This is a genomic window from Longimicrobium sp. (genome assembly GCF_036399255.1).
In the GTDB taxonomy this organism is placed as follows: domain Bacteria; phylum Gemmatimonadota; class Gemmatimonadetes; order Longimicrobiales; family Longimicrobiaceae; genus Longimicrobium.
On sequence record NZ_DASWNM010000149.1, the window covers coordinates 1 to 16043 of the forward strand.

Below are 16043 nucleotides of genomic sequence, written 5' to 3' on the forward strand. Positions count from 1 at the left end.
GGTTTCGGCTGGGTGCCTGCCGCTTCGGGTGTGCCTGCGCGAAGGCAGGCGAGGTCCTTCGGTCGCGCGCCGGCTGCAGCGTAAAGGCTGAATCGGTCGTGAGCGCTCCCTCAGGAAGTCATTGCGGGTCTGTGCGCGTAACTCCAATGATTGAGGGGAGTCACCGCGAGCTTGTGCGCACAACTTTGAGGATTGAGGAAGTCACCGCGGGTTTCTGCGCACAACTCCGATGATTGAGGAAGTCACCACGGGTCCATGTGCGCAACCCCAGTGACTTCCTGAGGGAGGCGCCGCGCGGACTTTTCCGATGCACAACCCTCTGGCGCCGACCGAAGGACCTCGTTTGCCCTCGGGCCGACAGATCGGTTTCGGCTGGGTGCCTGCCGCTTCGGGTGTGCCTGCGCGAAGGCAGGCGAGGTCCTTCGGTCGCGCGCCGGCTGCAGCGTAAAGGCTGAATCGGTCGTGAGCGCTCCCTCAGGAAGTCATTGCGGATCTGTGCGCGTAACTCCAATGATTGAGGGGAGTCACCGCGAGCTTGTGCGCACAACTCCGATGATTGAGGAAGTCACCGCGGGTTTATGCGCGCAACCCAGTGACTTCCTGAGGGAGGCGCCGCGCGGACTTTTCCGATGCACAACCCTCTGGCGCCGACCGAAGGACCTCGTTCGCCCTCGGGCCGACAGATCGGTTTCGGCTGGGTGCCTGCCGCTTCGGGTGTGCCTGCGCGAAGGCAGACGAGGTCCTTCGGTCGCGCGCCAGCTGCAACGTGGCGAAGTGAGGTGTGAGCGCTCCCTCAGGAAGTCAAACGCCGCATACCAGCGGCGGGTGAGGCCGAGGCCGCGGGGCCCGTGTGACGGAACGTCGTGAACACTCCGGATTCAGGGCGTCGGCGCCCGATGGGGTTCGATCGAACGCGGCCGCGGCTCACCGCGCCGCGGCGCGGATGCGGGCCAGGGCGGGGCCGGTGCCGCTGCCCACGCCGTCCTGCCGGTGCACCATCCGCCCGGCAGTATCCAGCACCAGGTAGGTGTTGGAGTGCGAGATCTGCGCGTCCGTCTCGGCGCGGTAGCGGATGCCCAGCACGGCGGCCAGCTCGCGCACGGCGTCCTCGCCGCCGGTGAGCAGCGTCCACGCGGCGGGATCCAGCCGCATGGAGGTGGCGAACGCCTTCAGCTGCGCCGGCGTGTCGCGCGCGGGATCCAGCGAAACCAGGACGAATCCCACCTTCGCCCGTTCCCCCGCCGGGAGCGCCGCTTCCAGCCGCTTGAGCTCCGCCACGATGGCGGGGCAGGTGTGGGTGCAAGTGGTGTAGACCATCGCCACCACCTGCGTTTTCCCCCGCAACGACGCGAGTCCCCGGTCCCGTCCCTCCTGATCGCGCCAGCGCGCCTCCAGGTCGTAGACGGAAAAGTCGGCGGGGGAGAGGTCCGCGGCGGCGGACGGCGCGTCGGCCGACGGGGGCGCGATGGGGGCGGAGGTGCGCCCGCAGGCGGCGAGCGCGACGAGGACGATGGCCAGCAGGGGCCGGAGCGGGGTGCGCATGGTCACAGGTCCTGTGCGCAGCGAAAGCCCAGGCTTCCGACGGTGGTGCGCCCCTGCAGCGCGGCCCGGAAGCCGTAGCGCAGGAACGCGGGGTAGTTTCCGGGATCGGTGGCGCCCACCACGCCCGCCGCGCAGAAGAGCGGATGGTCGCGGCCGCCCGTGGCGCGCGAGTCGTCCGACACCAGCAGCGAGTTGAAGTCCTCCACCCACTCCCACACCACGCCGTGCAGGTCGCGTACGCCGTAGGCGTTGCGAAAGCCCGAGCCCACGACGGGGGGAACCGGGCGCGGCGTGTGGTACAGCTGCAGCAGCCGGGTGATGAAGGCCGCGTCGCGCGAGGCGTTGCGCGAGGTTTCGCTGGCCAGCGCGGCGTACTCCCACTCGTCCGTGGTGGGGAGCCGGGCTCCGCGCGCCGCGCAGTAGGCGCGGGCGGCGAACCACGACACCTCCGTCACCGGGCGCCGCGCGTCCGTGGCCGTCCCCACCGCCAGCGGCGCGGCCCACGACGCCAGGTAGTTCCGCTCGGCGAAGGCGGCCGACACGCGCCCCCGCCGCCACCGCGGGTGGGCCCGCACGAACGCCAGGTACTCGGCGCGGGTGACGGGGCGGCGGTCCAGCGCGAACGCCTCGACGGCAACCGACGGGCGTCCGTTGATGAACAGGGGCACGTAGCGCCCGGCGGGAATGCGCGCCATCGCCGGCGGAACCGGCGCCTCCGCCGCGGCGGGCGCCGCCGTGGCGAGGGCGAGAAGCAGGCTGAAGGTCAGGGCGCGCATCAGATCACCATCATCTGAGAGAGACGGCGGGGCGGGCACCGGGAATCGGCGCCCGCCCTCCATCGTCTTACCGGCTGGCGGGAGCCGGGGTGTAGGGGCCGGTGGAAAGCTGCCCGCCAAAGGCGCCGGCCCGCGGCTCGCCTTCCACCTGCATCAGCCCCACCGTTCCCTTGTGAAAGGCGCGGAAGAGGGCGTGGTCCACCAGCACCAGCTTGCCGGGCGTCTCGGCCATGAACTCCACGATGGCGCTGCCGCCCGCGGGAATGCCGGTGGTCTGCACGTTGTGCTGCGCCAGCGTGCCGCCCTCGGTGTACACGTTGTCGAACACTTCGCCGATCACGTGGAACGAGGAGGTGAGGTTGGGGCCGCCGTTGCCCACGAACAGCCGCACCGTCTCGCCCGTGCGCACCCGGAGCGCGTTGTCGCCGGTCAGCGCGCCCACCGAGCCGTTGAACACCACGTACTCCGGCTGCTCGGCGACGGCCTTCTGCATGTCGAAGGGCTGCAGGCCGGGCTCGCCGTGCGCGCCCCGCGTGTAGAAGTCGCCCTGCATCACGTAGAACTCGCGGTCCACCGGCTTCATCCCCTCCTTGGGCTCAACCAGGATCAGCCCGTACATGCCGTTGGCCACGTGCAGCGACGCGGGGGCAAAGGCGCAGTGGTAGACGTACAGCCCCGGGTTCAGCGCGGTAAAGGTGAACGCGGTCTGGTGCCCCGGCAGCGCCAGCGTGGCCTCGGCGCCGCCGCCGGGGCCGGTGACGGCGTGCAGGTCGATGTTGTGCGGCACCGTGCTGGAGGGATGGTTCTTCAGGTTGAACACCACCTGGTCGCCCTCGCGCACGCGGATGAAGCTGCCCGGCACCGTGCCGCCGAAGGTCCAGAAGGTGTAGTCCACCCCGTCCGCCATCCGCATGGTCTTTTCCACCACCTCCAGGTCCACCATCACCTTCGTGGCGTAGTCGCGGCTGATGGGCTGCGGCACCATGGGCGGCGCGGTGAGCTGGGCCCGCTCCTCCCCGCGAACGGCCGGTGCGGCGCGCGTGGGGATGGCGGCGCCGAACGCGGGCGCGGTCTGGAAGGCGGCGGAGGCGGGGCGCAGCAGGACGGCCGCGGCCGCCACGAGCGCCGCGAGCGAAAGGACGACCGCCAGCCAGGTGGGCCACGGCCAGGCGTTTCCGCGGCCGGCCGGGGGCGCGGGCGGCGCCGGCGGGGTGCGGCGCGGGCGGTGGACGGTGGTGGCGGGCTCCTGCTCCAGTAGCGTGCTCATGGTGTGCTCCTTTGCGAGCGAACTCAGGCCGCGGCTGCGGTCTGGTGGTTGACGGCGGAGACGGGCTCCCCGTCGAACTTCGTGGAAGCCGGCTCCAGCAGGCCGGCGATGGTGGTGCGGTGCAGCGGCGCCCACAGGTCGTGCTGCACCGTGCTCCACCGCGCGTGCGCGGCGCAGGGCGACGCGGCCCGGCACGGCCGGTTGCCCAGCAGGCAGACGGCGGACGGGCGGGGCGCGTCGTCCACCGCGGCCACCACGTCGGCCAGCGCGATCCGGTCCGGCGCTTCCAGCAGGCGAAAGCCGCCGGCCGGGCCCCGCGTGCTGGCCAGCAGCCCGCGCCGCGCCAGCAGCTGCAGCGTCTTGCCCAGGTAGTTGCCCGGCGCGCCCAGCGCCCGCGCAATGCGGTCGGCGGGCACCGCTTCGCCGGGAGCCTGCCGGGCGAGGTACAGCATCGCCCGGATCGCGTGTTCGGAAGTCTGGCTCAGCATCGTCGGCTCCTTTTCACATGTGAATATGCGAAATGGCGGCGGCCTTGCCTGTCGGCCGATTGTGGATCGTGGACGGGGCGGAATGCCGCCGGCTGTGCGGGGGATCTGCCTACGCCGGAGCGGCGCGTCGTGGGGAGGTGCGGGATGGTGCGTCTCGGGGGCGGACACAGAAAGAGAACGCCTGATAGGGAATAGGGAATAGGGAATAGGGAATAGCGGGCAACGGCGGGCCGGATGCCGCTACTGCTGGCCCAAGTTCCGTAAGTAAGGTATGCGCAGCAGGCGGGGGAACTCGCACGGAGTCAACGGAGCTCAAGCCCTCTGTTGACTCTGCTGACTCTGTGCGAGGCCCATCCTTTCAGGGATCAGCGTTGCGCGCTCAGCCCGGACGGGGCGAGATGACGGCGTGAAAGACGAGGGGCTCGTCCAGCGCGGTGATGGAGTGCGTCTCGCCGGGACGGTAGACGGCGGATTCGCCCGCGCGCAGGGTCGCTTCGCCGTCCCCGCCGCTGAAGCGGCCGCTGCCGGCGACCACCTGCACGAGCACGGTGGAGGCGTTGTGGTGCGGCGGGACGGCCTGCCCGGGACGCAGGTGAAAGGCGATCACGCGCAGGTTCGGCTCGTCGTGCAGCACGCGCGTGGCGGGCCGCTCGGGCTTCGGCGGCGGCGCGGCGGAGTCCAGCACGATCATCGCGCCGCCTCCGCCAGCGCCACCGCGCGCACCGCGTCCAGCAGCGCCACGGGGTCCGCGCCGTCGCGCACCGCGGCCTTGGCCAGCGGGGCCGCGCCGCCGCAGCACGCGTCGACGCCGAAGTCGTTGAAGACCGCCACGGTGGCGGGAAAGCGCCGGATGGCCTCGTTGACGGTGAGATCGGCGCCGATCAGGTCGGTGTTCGTCATCGAAAAGATCCTCGTGGTCTGGAGAGGTCAGCGGACCAGCGTCGGCAGCGCGGCCGGGCGTGGCGCGGGTGCATCCAGCGTTCGCCAGATGTTGTGGATGAACAGAAACGCCCCGGCCGCGCTCAGCACCGCGCCCACGGCCAGGACCGCCATCCCCAGCTCCCAGCGAACCACGCGCAGGATGAACCCGCAGACCATCCCGGCGAGGCCCAGGTTGGCCGCCCACAGGTGGACCTCCGCCAGCCGGGGGTTGTGCAGCGGCCGCCCCGTAAAGCGGGGGATGACGTGGTACGCCACGCCAAAGATCATCATGCTGACGAAGCCCAGCAGGTTGGCGTGCATGTGCGCCGTGCGGAACGCGGCGGCGGCCGGCTGAACGGCCATCGCCACGCCGATCAGCACGCCCACGCCCAGCCACACCAGGCTGCCGCGGATGAAGCGGCGAACGAACGGGTCCATCGGTTCTCCTCGTGCGGATGGAGGGAGGCGGGGCTAGAACCGCTCCCCGCGCGCCTCGCGCAGGTGGCTGCCCACGGGCCGGATGCGCGTCCACATGGTCCAGAAGTAGAGCCCGATCCCCGCGGCCTGCCCCAGCCCACCCAGCGCGATGGCCCAGGGCTGCCACGGCGGGTCCATCCAGGCCCGCGACGCCTCGGCGGTTACGCGCAGCACGGTGGCGGCGGTGAGGGTCCAGTACGCCGCCTCGATGCGGACCGGACGGTAGCGGGTGTCGTCGCGCCCGGCGCGGGGAAACAGCCAGAGCGCCACGCCCAGGATCAGGTACAGCACAAAGCCGGACAGGATGGCGTGCGCATGCGCCGACACCAGGTACGGGTGCGGCCACACGCCGTAGAACTCGCGCCGCACCAGCATGCAGGCGCCAAGGATGAGCCCCGCCGCCAGGAACAGGATGCCGGTCTTGATGAACCGCCGGACCAGGGTGTACATCGCGCCTCGGGGTGCCGCGGCACCGGACTCCGCGAATCGGAGCCGGACCGCCACGGTCGGCGTGAAGCATAAGCCTCGCGGCGGGGATGCCCTGTCCGGTTTTGCCCGCGGTCCGTGCGGGGCGGCGGCGGGACACCGCGTACGGAATCCGCCGACCGGGTCGCTGGACAGGGAATAGGGAATGGGGAATAGGGGACAGGGGACAGGGGACAGCCGGCACGGCGGGCCGGATGCCGCTACTGCTGGCCCGGGTTCCGTGCGCAAGGAGCTGCGCAGCAGGTGGGGAACTCGCACGGGCCGCGGGAAAAAATTGTCTCACGCGGAGGATGCAGGGGAAGCGGAGGAAACCACTCCGCTTCCCCTGCGTTTTTCCGCGTAAGTCGGATCTTGTGGTTTGCCGGGCCGCCTGGCCGGGATTCGGGGCCGCTCGCATGGGTGGAGGGACCGCTCGTCCAGAGTTCGTGGCGGGGGGCGGCAGGCGCGGGCTATCTATCCATCGCCCGCGCAGCGAGGCCTTTTCTGATCCACTCAGCAGGGAGAAGCACTGATGCAGTTCGATCCACAACCCAACTTTGACCCGTCGCAGCCCGGCGACGAAGAAGGCGATCCGCTCGGCTGGTGGGTGGTGATCGAAGGCGTGTGGACCTGGGTCACCACCCCCAACCCGGGCTGAAACACCGACGACGGCAAGCCTCACGCAGAGACGCGGAGGCGCGGAGAGAACAAGGCGTCCTTTTCTCTCCGCGTCTCCGCGCCTTTTGCGTGAGGCCGATCGTTTTCCGTGGAAGCCGGGGTCAGCCCGTGAAGTAGACGCGCTCCTGCAGGCGGGGGCGGTAGCGCCGGCTGCACACCAGCCGCGTGCCGTCCTTGAGCGCCACCGACAGCTCGCGATGGAACAGCGGCTCCACCGTGGCGATGCGCGACAGGTTGACGATGGTCGAGCGGTGGATGCGCACGAACCTGGCCGGGTCCAGCAGGTGCTCCTCCATCTCCTGCAGCGTCTTGTGCACCAGGCGCTCCTGGGTGCCCACGTGCAGGCGGATGTAGTTGCCGTCCGCCTCGATCCAGTCGATGTCGCCCACCTCCACGAAGCGGTACTGGTCCCCCGACTTCACCGCCAGCAGCTGGGGATACTCCGGCCGCGCCGGCGCCCGCAGAAGCTGCACCAGCGCGTCCAGCCGCGGATCGCCCGCGGGCTGCCGGGACCGGGCGGCGGCCCGCGCCCGGCCCAGCGTGCGGCCAAAGCGCTCCTCGTCGAACGGCTTGAGCAGGTAGTCCAGCGCGCACGCCTCGAAGGCGCGCAGCGCGAACTCCACGTACGCCGACGCGAACACCGTCACCGGCATGCGCTCGGCGCCGATGGCCTCCACCACCCCGAACCCGTCCACCCCGGGCATCTGCACGTCCAGGAACACCAGGTCCGGGCGCTCCGCGCGAATGCGGGGGATGGCCTCGGCCCCGTCGGCGCACTCGCCCACCACCTCCACGTCGTCTTCCCGCTCCAGGAAGCCGCGGATGCGCGCGCGGGAGAGCGGGTCGTCGTCCACCACCAGCGTCCGGATCACGTCGGTCATCGGGTCTCCTCTGCGGCCGTCGCCGGCCACGGCTCTTCGTGCCAGGGCAGGCGCAGCACGGCGCGGGTGCCGCCCCCCTCCATCCGCCCCACCTGCACCACGCAGCCGCCGCCGTACAGCCGCGCCAGCCACGCGCGCATCCCCGCCGCGCCCTCCTCCTCCGCCACGCCGTTTCCGGCCGGCGCGTTCCCGGCGGACGCGTCTGCGGCCGCCGCGCCGTTCCTGGCCGGCGCGTCCGCGGCCGCGGCGCCGTTCCCGGCCGCCGCGTTCCCGGCGGACGATCCGCATCCTCCGCCGCGCACCTCCATCTCCAGCCACCCATTCCGCCGCCGCGCCGCCACCGCCACGTAGCCGGCGTCCGCCGTCCCGCCCAGCGCATCGATCACCAGCGGCTGCAGCACCATGTGCGGCACGTAGCCGTCCAGCGCTTCGTCGTCCACGGCCCACTCCACCCGCAGCCGGCCGTCCAGCCGAAGGCGCTCCACCTCCAGGAACGGCTGCAGCGCGCGCACCTCCTCCTCCAGCGGCACCTCGGGCTCGCCGCCGCCGCGCATGGCCTGGCGCAGCAGGTCGGCCAGGCGCACCACCATCCGCTCCGCGTTGGCCGGGGCGGTGTGCACGCGCGACGCCGCGGCGCCCAGCGCGGCGAACAGAAAGCCGGGGTTCACCTGCATCCGCAGCCCCCGCAGCTCCGCCGAGGCATGCTCCAGCTCCGCGCGCGCCAGCGACGCCTGCAGCGCCAGCGCCGCCGCCTCGGACAACCGCCCCCGTCGCGCGTACTCCACCGCGTGCGCCGCCAGCGACGCCGCCGCGTACACCCCCATCCACAGCACCGCCTGCCCCGCCATCCGCCCCAGCGCCGCGGGGGCCGCCAGCGACGACGCGGGCGTGCCCCACGCGATCCCGCACCCGTTGCGCACCAGCGTCATCCCCGCGCCCAGCACGAGCGCCGCGCGCGCGTGCCGCCGCACCGCCGCGCCCGCGCCCGGGGCCACCGGCGCCCGCCGCGCCAGCACGAAGGCCGTGCACACCAGCAGCGTCAGCGCCGCCGCGTTCGCCGCGCCGCACACCGCCGCCTCCGCCGCGCCGACGATGCGGCCGGAGGCCACCCGCGCGCCGTGGACCGCCACGAACGCGCGCTGCCACAGGAAGAGAAAGACGATCGCCGCCGCCGTGCGTCCCCGCCATCCATGCCCCGCCGTCCCCGCGGGGGCGGGCGGGGGGTGCAGCGCGGGGACGGGCCAGGGCGCCTCGTGGTACGGCAGCCGCAGCGAGACCCGCGTGCCGCCGCCCCGGGCCGGGGCGATGGAGAGCGCGTGCGCCTCGCCGTACAGGTGGGCCAGCCGCGCGCGCGTGTTCGCCGTCCCGATCCCCCCGCCCGGGGCGGAGCGCCGCGCGGCCTCGTCCATTCCCACGCCGTCGTCGCGCACCGCCAGCTCCAGCCAGGGGCCGCCGCGCCGCGCGGAAAGCGCGACGCATCCGCCTCCCTCGCGCCCGGCCAGGCCGTGCTTGATGGCGTTCTCCACCAGCGGCTGCAGCACCATGTGGGGCACCCAGGCGCCACGCACGGCGGGGTCCACGTCCCACTCCACCCGCAGCCGCCCGCCCAGCCGGATCTCTTCCACCTCCAGGAACGGCTGCAGGGTGCGGATCTCCTCGTCCAGCGGCACCTCCTGCGTGGCCGCGCGGGTCACGGCGTGGCGCAGCAGGTCGCGCAGCCGCAGCACCATGCGCTCCGCGGCGCCGGGCGCGTGGTGCACCAGCGCCGACACCGCGTGCAGCGAGTTGAACAGAAAGTGGGGGTTCAGCTGCAGCTTCAGCACCCGCAGCTCCGCCTCGGCGCGGTCCAGCTCCGCGCGGGCGAGCGCCGCCCCCAGCCGCAGCGCCGACAGCTGCCGCTCGCGGTGGCGGCGCGCGTACTCCAGCGCGTGCGCCACCAGGGCGAGCACCGCGTACAGCACCAGCACGGCGGCGAACTCGTCGCCGTCGCGCGCGGCGGTAAAGGCGGGGCCCACGCCCTCCACCACCCGCCGCTCGGCGTTGCGCACCGCCGTGTTCAGCAGCGCCAGCCCCAGCGCGGCCGCCCCGTGCGCGGCCAGGCTGCGCGCCAGCTGCCTGCGCGTGAGCGTGTGCCGCCGGGTCACGCGGAACGCGGCCCACCCCACCGCCGTGAGCACCAGCGCCGAGGGAAGCGCCAGCAGCACCGCGAGCGGGAGCGACGCGGGGAGCCCGCCCGCCGGCACCGCGCCCCGGAACTCCGGCGCCAGCAGCCCCAGGTTTACCCCCAGCCACGCGGCCAGCGCCGCCGGCCCGGCCACGCCCTGGCGGCGTCCAGCCTGTTCTTTGGATGGCGAAATGGAATCGGGCGCGGGCATGAAGGGTGTGGCGTGCGGACGAAGCCGCGGGCGGGGTGGACGAGGGGATGCGCCCGGCCCGGACCCCGCTCCGTGGGGCCGCGTGCGGATGGGCTGCAGGAAACGGCCCGATCTGGCCCAGGTCATGGTGCTCCTCCTCCACGCCCGGGCCGCGTGCGGCGGTGCCGTGCCGCGGCGGGCAGAAGCTGGATACGGACGGCGTCTCCGCGCGGTTTCTTCGCGCGCGCGTCCGCCGCGTGGTGCTCTGGATCAGGGAAAGAACGTCCGGAGGGGGTGGATCGGGACTGCGGCCGATGGAAGCCGGTGCGGCGGCCGTGGCGGGGGAGGGACGCGGTGGATGAAAAGACGAAGGCGGCGGCGGACCGCCTGGTCCGCCGCCGCCTTTCACGCTCGGCAGGGTGCTAGTAGCGGCGCCAGGTCCGCTTTGCCCAGTTGTTGCTTTCGTTGGATTCGGCCACCACGCCGCCGATGTCGGCGGTGGCCTGGTAGTCGTGCGCGTAGCCCGCCGGCGACGGGTCGGCCACTGGGATGTTCTTGCACTCGCTGGCGTTCATGGCCGGCGTGCTCAGGTCGACGAGCGCCACCACCTGGCCGTTGCCCACGGGGGGCGCCTGCCAGTGGTAGTACCGCGTGTACGACGCGGGGGCCGGCGCGTCGCCCGCGTTGCACACGGTGATGACCACGCTGCTCCCCGAGAACGGGTTGATGTCGTAGATGTACAGGTCGGGCTTGGGCGTGACCACGTACTCCTCGAAGATCACGTCGATGAAGAAGTAGCTGGCGCTGGACGAGGTGGGAAAGGCGCCCGCCGGCTGCCCGTAGTACCCGCCGTCGGAGTACAGCGGCCCGTTGCTCAGCGCCCCGTTGAACGCGTACCCGCCGCCCGTCTTGGCCTGGCGGGTGTTGGTGTTCACCGACACGCGGTACGTGGTGTTGGCCGAGATCTCCACCGGGTTGTCCAGCATCACCGTGACCCACCCCGTGCCCGACGGAAACGGGTTCGAGGTCTTGAGCTTGGTTCCCGTGTTCGTCCACAGCCGGCCGTAGTTGGTGCCCGTCTCGCCGGCGGCGCGGTAGAAGCGAAAGCCCACCACGCGGCCCCGCGCGGTGCTGCTGAAGCGGGTGCCCACCTCCCAGCCGCCCGTGGCGTCCAGGTTTTCGGTGGGCGTCTGCGAGTCGTACAGCGACCACCGCGGGTTCGCGGTGGCGGTGACCCGGCTGGCTTCGGCGTCGGGGAGCGCCGGGTTCTTCGTCTCGTCGCCGCAGGCGGCCGCCGCGAGCAGCGAGGCGCAGACGGCAAGGTACCTGAGTCTCATGCGGAATCCTTCTCCAGAGGGTGATGCGGATGCGCTCGCCCGTGTGCAGCGTCGGGATGGTGGTCAGGCGAGCGGCGGGTTGCGTGGAGAAGGGTAGCGCGCCGCGGGGCGGGGGATAACGAAAGATTGACGAGCGGGCGGGGCGGTCGTGCGGACGGCTCCCCGGCCCGGGTGAGCGGCCCTCCGCGTACGGATCGACCGCGATCCCCTCTTGACGGCGGAACGTCGGGTAAACATCCTTTTAGGACACGGTGTGTCCCCTCACCATCCCTGCACTGGAGGCATCCCATGCATCGCAAGCTGTCGCTGAACCTGGACGATCTGAACGTGGAGTCGCTGGACGTCGTGTTCGAGCCGGACGTTGCCGCGTACGCCGGGTCCGTCATCATCCGCACGAACACGGAGCCGATCTCGGACGACTGCAGCAGGCCGACCATCTGCTGCGCGTAATTCCAGCTCCGGAAAACAACGCCGGGGAAGTACAGAGGGACAGAGAACAGCCAGAGGAACAGAGGACGACCGATCCTCCTCTGCTCCTCTGGCTGTTCTCTGTTCCTCTGTACCTAACCGCTTTTCCGGGGGCGGCTTTCGGCGCGCCCCGGTGTTTCCGGAAATCCGCGGAGGTCAGTCGCCTAACGAGACGCCCAGGCGGCGGGCCGTGCGGACGACCTCGCCGTCGACGGGAACGCGCTTGATGTCGTTGACCGCGTCGCCCAGGGGCACGCTGCGCACCGACTTGCCCTGAAGCGCCACCATGCTGCCAAAGTTGCCGCGCTCCACCGCGTGCACCGCCGCCGCGCCAAAGCGCAGCGCCAGGTTGCGGTCGTACGGCACCGGGCTGCCGCCGCGCTGGATGTGGCCCAGCGTAAGCGTGCGCGTCTCCTTGCCCGTGGCCGCCGCGATCTCGTCCGCCAGCCGCTCGGCGATGCCGCCGTAGCGCCCCGTCTCGCCCAGGTAGCTGGGCGACCCGCCGGCCGGCACGGCGCCCTCGGCCACCACGATGATGCTGAAGCGGCGCCGCGCGGCGTCGCGCTCCTGGATCTTGGCCACGATGCGGTCCAGGCTGTACGGGATCTCGGGGATCAGGATGACGTCCGCGCCGCCCGCCAGCCCGCTTTCCAGCGCGATCCACCCCGTGTGCCGCCCCATCACCTGCGCCACCATCACCCGCTGGTGCGCCTCGGCCGTGCTGTGCAGCCGGCCGATGGCCTCGGTGGCGACGTCCACCGCGGTCTGGAAGCCGAACGTCATGTCGGTGGCGCCCAGGTCGTTGTCGATGGTCTTGGGCACCCCCACCACGCGCAGCCCCTTCAAGAACAGCCGGTGGGCGATCTTCAGCGAGCCGTCGCCGCCGATGGCGATCAGCGCGTCGATCCCCAGCTCGCGAAAGCGCCCCATGATGTCTTCGGAGGGGTCGGTGGGCCCCCAGGTGCCGTCCGGCTGGCGCGGCTCCAGCCCGAACAGGTTGCCGCGCGAGGTGGTGCCCAGGATGGTGCCGCCCAGGTGGGTGATGCCGCGCACCTGCTCGGCCCCCAGCCGCAGCATCCCCGGCTCGCCGTCCACCTCGTCGTTCAGCAGCCCCATGTAGCCGCGGCGAATGCCGAACACCTCCCAGCCGTTGGTGAGCGCGGCCAGCGTGGCGGCGCGCAGCACGGCGTTCAGCCCCGGCGCGTCGCCGCCGCCCGTGTTGATGGCGATGCGGCGGATGTTGGGCGAATACTCCATCGGCAGGCAACCCATTTGTTAGGGAATCTTCCTATAGGGGGAAGATACAGCGGTCCACGGAAGGGCTCAAGGTAGGGCCAGAAGATGGCCTCACACGGAGTCAACGGAGTCAACGGAGTCAACGGAGTCAACGGAGTCAACGGAGTTTTCTCGTGCCGCTTCCCCGGCCGTCACGTCTTGGGCGAAGATTCATGTAAAGCGGAGACCTACGCCGGAGGGGGGGATGGTGCTGGCACCATACGTATACTGCACTCGCGTTTCTGCCCCTTAACGGGTACGTACTTCGTCCCTGCCCAGCGTTCTGCCTCCGCGCGCTCCTCGCCCGCCGCGCGCTACGGGATCGGTGCTCATCGTTGATTCGTCTCCTAGCGCGTGACGTCACGCTTCAGATACCGGGGAGAAATTACCCGGCTTCTTCGTCGGCTTCTGTGCTGGCGATCTCAACTCCCCGCTCGTATCCTGTCGCTTAATATTGCCCGCGTTCACTTGAGCCATGTCTGCCATGAGCGAGTTGCGTCACGCGGTAGGCAGCGGGGAGGCCAGCATACTTGATGAGGTGCCGAGCGTGACGGGAGTGGTGCTCTGGCAGAAATGGCGTCACCTCCGCGATTGGATCACGGCGTTACCGGATGCACAAACGGGTCTTTTCCACGAGGCCGTGGCCCCGTGGGTACTCAATAAGTGGGCTGAGGCCCGGCTGGCTGACCCCACCATTGCTCCGGCCTTGATTGTCTTGGATGACTGGGTACGCTCGCCCGAAACAAGCCCGAGGGCTCCTCTTGCCGAAGCCTGTCAGCACATCGCGCAGTGGGCCCAGGAGCGCGGCTACGGTGAAACGGCGGCCCTGTTTGCGGAAACCGCCGCCCAACTGCTTCCACAGGATCCAACACGCGCGATCCTCGCCGGAAAGCTCGCCCGCAGCGCGGGCCAGATGGCGCGGGCGGAGCGATGGTTTTACACCTCGATCGAAGTCGCGAGAAAGCATGGCCGATGGGAAGAGTACATACGCGGGCATCTAGGTCTCGGCATTCTCTTCATGCTCACCAAGAAAGATGTTCGGGCTCGTGAACACTTCAGCGCTGCCGCTACGAAGGCGATCTGGACCGGCTACGAGTGGCTTGCTGCTGAGGCACAGCATGACCTTTTTCAGTTCATGACCGTGCGCGGCCACTACGCCGTCGCCGAAGCACACGCACGGAGGGCCTTGAGCAGCTATCCGAAGCACCACCCCCGGGTACCCTTTCTAGCGGCTGACGTAGCTTATCTCCTGATCTGCAGGCAACGGTACACACAAGCGATCGAGCTACTCCGAAGATTTCTACGAATTGTTCATTCGCCGCCCGACAACGTTCTAGGTCTCAGCATGTTGGTGCGTGCGCTAGGGGCGGCAGGTCACGAACGGAAGTTCCTGAGAATGCGGCGCAGACTGCTGAGTGTGGAACTCGCTGCAACGCCGTTTGAGGCCGCTGCCCTTTGGCACTTGGCGGAAGCGGAGCGCGCAATGCAGGATTGGCAGCCAGCAGCGGAGCATGCTCGCGTCGCCCTGGAGTTGGCTTTGGCTGAGCACGATTTGGAAACGGCGCAGTTGGCCGGTGAAACCCTGTCGAGGGTCGAAGTGCATTCTCCGGTAGAGCCCGAGCCGGCGCGCGACGACCCTCAAGTCAGCGAACTCGTGGCTCAGCTCGTAACCCGTCTGACAGAGTGGGCACCGACCAAGAGGGGGCGACCCCGCCGTCGGTCGCACGAAGACTGGTCGCGTTAGTTGCCAGAGCCGTACATGACTCCCCCCCGTTCTGCGGTCGTCGCTCCTGATGAGTCGGCGGCCGTTTGTGTTTGAGTCGCCGCCGCCGCTTCGTTGCCTGAACCATGCATAACCCCACCATCGGCGAATGGGCCCCCCGGCTGTGCTTGCGATCCTGTGGGGCTGCTGCTGCTGCATGCTGCTGCTCCGCTGGTGGCGAGGATCACAAACGCGGGAAGGGCATAGCGCTTTCTCATCGTATTTTCCCCTGTCTTGCTCCGTTCAAAAGCGCCAAGAGGGCGCACCGAACGATAATCACACCCACACTCCACCCGCCAGAATGAACGGGTAATTCCGCCATCCGTGCGAATCCGGGCAATTACCCTCTCTCGTCGTCGGCTCACGGTTTGTTCTCTTATGAGCGCGCGGCATAACGTAGCTCCCACCTGATTGGAGGTGCTCTCAGACAGACACCACGCCAGAGCAACCCATGCGACGAGACCAACAGCACCAGAAAAAAGGAGAATCGCCCGCGGCCCGGCGGGGGGCACAACCGGTGTCGGCCGCACGCCCGCCGCTGGAGGATGCTGATAGGGCGCCGAGCGGGGACGCGGCGGCCGGCTCCCGCGGTGGCCGGCCGTGCGGTGGGGGCTACATGATCGGCGGCGGAACGTGCAGCGGGTTCATGCTGGGGAGCGGGAACTGATGGGATCGCATCCAACCGCGCTCGAGACGCACCCACATGAGCAGCGCCGATGAGGCCGGCAGTTCGGGGATGACGAACTGCTCATGCGGTGGCTGGATAAACGCAATGAGCACGGAGCCCGCATCGGGCCGGACGCCTGCTGTTGGAGCGGATGACGGCGGATCGGGTGGCGTTCGCCCATGATGCGCTCGGGATCGATCCGTTTGAAGCGGTGCGGGCGCGCGCTGACGCAGAGGGCTCAGGACACGGGCCCTGCGGCACGCCGTCCACTACGCACGCCGCGACGTTCTACCACGCCACCATTCGTGACCTTGGGGAGCCAGAGATAAATCGGGGCGTCCAGCTGACGTTTGGCCCTGCTTCCGGCGAAAGCCGCGGAGCTACGCCAGTCCAGTACACACACGGGGGCTGGACGCCCCAAACCCCGAGCCCGCCGTCCCGATTTTTTGCGGGGGCGGTTTCTCAGTGTTCCTGGGGCTATCCGGAGCGATGAATCAACTTCAACCTCTCAGACTCCCGAGCCTGCGCACGGACCTCAGCGGCGGTCACAACTCCGCGCCAGCAACGATTATTCTGTTGGACAACCGCAGGCACCGGGCTACCTTGAAGCTCGCGGCCGGACTGCTTGGTCCCGCTCGCCAAACCGTTTCTTCGCGGAGGCCTTCATGCGAACATCGTGGATCGT

General features: G+C 70.2%; 14 protein-coding genes and 1 pseudogene. 3 read left to right on the forward strand and 12 right to left on the reverse strand.

Annotation, left to right across the window (positions count from 1 at the left end; genetic code table 11):
* Positions 1 to 924: 924 nt before the first annotated feature.
* The 8 genes and pseudogenes from VGC13_RS28290 to VGC13_RS28325 form a co-directional block, all read right to left on the reverse strand.
* Positions 925 to 1542, reverse strand: coding sequence for an SCO family protein (locus tag VGC13_RS28290; protein ID WP_331128685.1), 618 nt, complete (start codon positions 1540 to 1542; stop codon positions 925 to 927).
* Positions 1543 to 1544: 2 nt separating this feature from the next.
* On the reverse strand, positions 1545 to 2318 hold the full coding sequence (locus VGC13_RS28295) for a formylglycine-generating enzyme family protein (protein ID WP_331128686.1): 774 nt from the start codon (positions 2316 to 2318) through the stop codon (positions 1545 to 1547).
* A gap of 85 nt (positions 2319 to 2403) precedes the next feature.
* A pseudogene (nirK, locus tag VGC13_RS28300) lies at positions 2404 to 3366 on the reverse strand (copper-containing nitrite reductase); the annotation flags it as partial.
* Between the two features lie 242 nt (positions 3367 to 3608).
* The gene (locus VGC13_RS28305; RefSeq protein ID WP_331128688.1) at positions 3609 to 4073 is read right to left on the reverse strand and encodes an Rrf2 family transcriptional regulator; all 465 of its coding nucleotides are present in this window, start codon (positions 4071 to 4073) and stop codon (positions 3609 to 3611) included.
* A 379-nt stretch (positions 4074 to 4452) separates the two neighbouring features.
* On the reverse strand, positions 4453 to 4764 hold the full coding sequence (locus tag VGC13_RS28310) for an AraC family ligand binding domain-containing protein (RefSeq protein ID WP_331128689.1): 312 nt from the start codon (positions 4762 to 4764) through the stop codon (positions 4453 to 4455).
* Positions 4761 to 4973, reverse strand: a complete 213-nt coding sequence (locus VGC13_RS28315; protein WP_331128690.1) for a DUF542 domain-containing protein — start codon at positions 4971 to 4973, stop codon at positions 4761 to 4763. The genes VGC13_RS28310 and VGC13_RS28315 overlap by 4 nt, the downstream gene beginning before the upstream one ends.
* Positions 4974 to 5000: 27 nt before the next feature.
* Entirely contained in the window at positions 5001 to 5432 is a 432-nt protein-coding gene (locus tag VGC13_RS28320) for a cbb3-type cytochrome c oxidase subunit I (protein WP_331128691.1), read from the reverse strand.
* Between the two features lie 33 nt (positions 5433 to 5465).
* Positions 5466 to 5921 (reverse strand): hypothetical protein, encoded by a 456-nt coding sequence (locus tag VGC13_RS28325; RefSeq protein WP_331128692.1) that lies wholly within the window; start codon positions 5919 to 5921, stop codon positions 5466 to 5468.
* 547 nt (positions 5922 to 6468) lie between these two features.
* Here VGC13_RS28325 and VGC13_RS28330 point away from each other — a divergent pair.
* Positions 6469 to 6594, forward strand: coding sequence for a hypothetical protein (locus VGC13_RS28330; RefSeq protein WP_331128693.1), 126 nt, complete (start codon positions 6469 to 6471; stop codon positions 6592 to 6594).
* Positions 6595 to 6715: 121 nt separating this feature from the next.
* Here VGC13_RS28330 and VGC13_RS28335 read toward each other — a convergent pair whose 3' ends face one another.
* From VGC13_RS28335 to VGC13_RS28345, 3 genes are all read right to left on the reverse strand, one after another.
* Positions 6716 to 7495 (reverse strand): LytTR family DNA-binding domain-containing protein, encoded by a 780-nt coding sequence (locus VGC13_RS28335; RefSeq protein ID WP_331128694.1) that lies wholly within the window; start codon positions 7493 to 7495, stop codon positions 6716 to 6718.
* The gene (locus VGC13_RS28340) at positions 7492 to 9813 is read right to left on the reverse strand and encodes a histidine kinase (RefSeq protein ID WP_331128695.1); all 2322 of its coding nucleotides are present in this window, start codon (positions 9811 to 9813) and stop codon (positions 7492 to 7494) included. The genes VGC13_RS28335 and VGC13_RS28340 overlap by 4 nt, the downstream gene beginning before the upstream one ends.
* Positions 9814 to 10271: 458 nt before the next feature.
* Positions 10272 to 11186, reverse strand: a complete 915-nt coding sequence (locus tag VGC13_RS28345; RefSeq protein ID WP_331128696.1) for a DUF4082 domain-containing protein — start codon at positions 11184 to 11186, stop codon at positions 10272 to 10274.
* Positions 11187 to 11474: 288 nt separating this feature from the next.
* On the opposite strand from VGC13_RS28345, the gene VGC13_RS28350 reads away from it, so the two are divergent.
* Complete coding sequence (locus tag VGC13_RS28350) at positions 11475 to 11636, forward strand: hypothetical protein (RefSeq protein ID WP_331128697.1); 162 nt, start codon at positions 11475 to 11477, stop codon at positions 11634 to 11636.
* Between the two features lie 174 nt (positions 11637 to 11810).
* Here VGC13_RS28350 and VGC13_RS28355 read toward each other — a convergent pair whose 3' ends face one another.
* Complete coding sequence (locus VGC13_RS28355; RefSeq protein ID WP_331128698.1) at positions 11811 to 12911, reverse strand: ATP-dependent 6-phosphofructokinase; 1101 nt, start codon at positions 12909 to 12911, stop codon at positions 11811 to 11813.
* 493 nt (positions 12912 to 13404) lie between these two features.
* On the opposite strand from VGC13_RS28355, the gene VGC13_RS28360 reads away from it, so the two are divergent.
* Positions 13405 to 14673: a hypothetical protein gene (locus VGC13_RS28360; protein WP_331128699.1), complete on the forward strand. Its 1269-nt coding sequence runs from the start codon at positions 13405 to 13407 to the stop codon at positions 14671 to 14673.
* Positions 14674 to 16043 lie beyond the last annotated feature (1370 nt).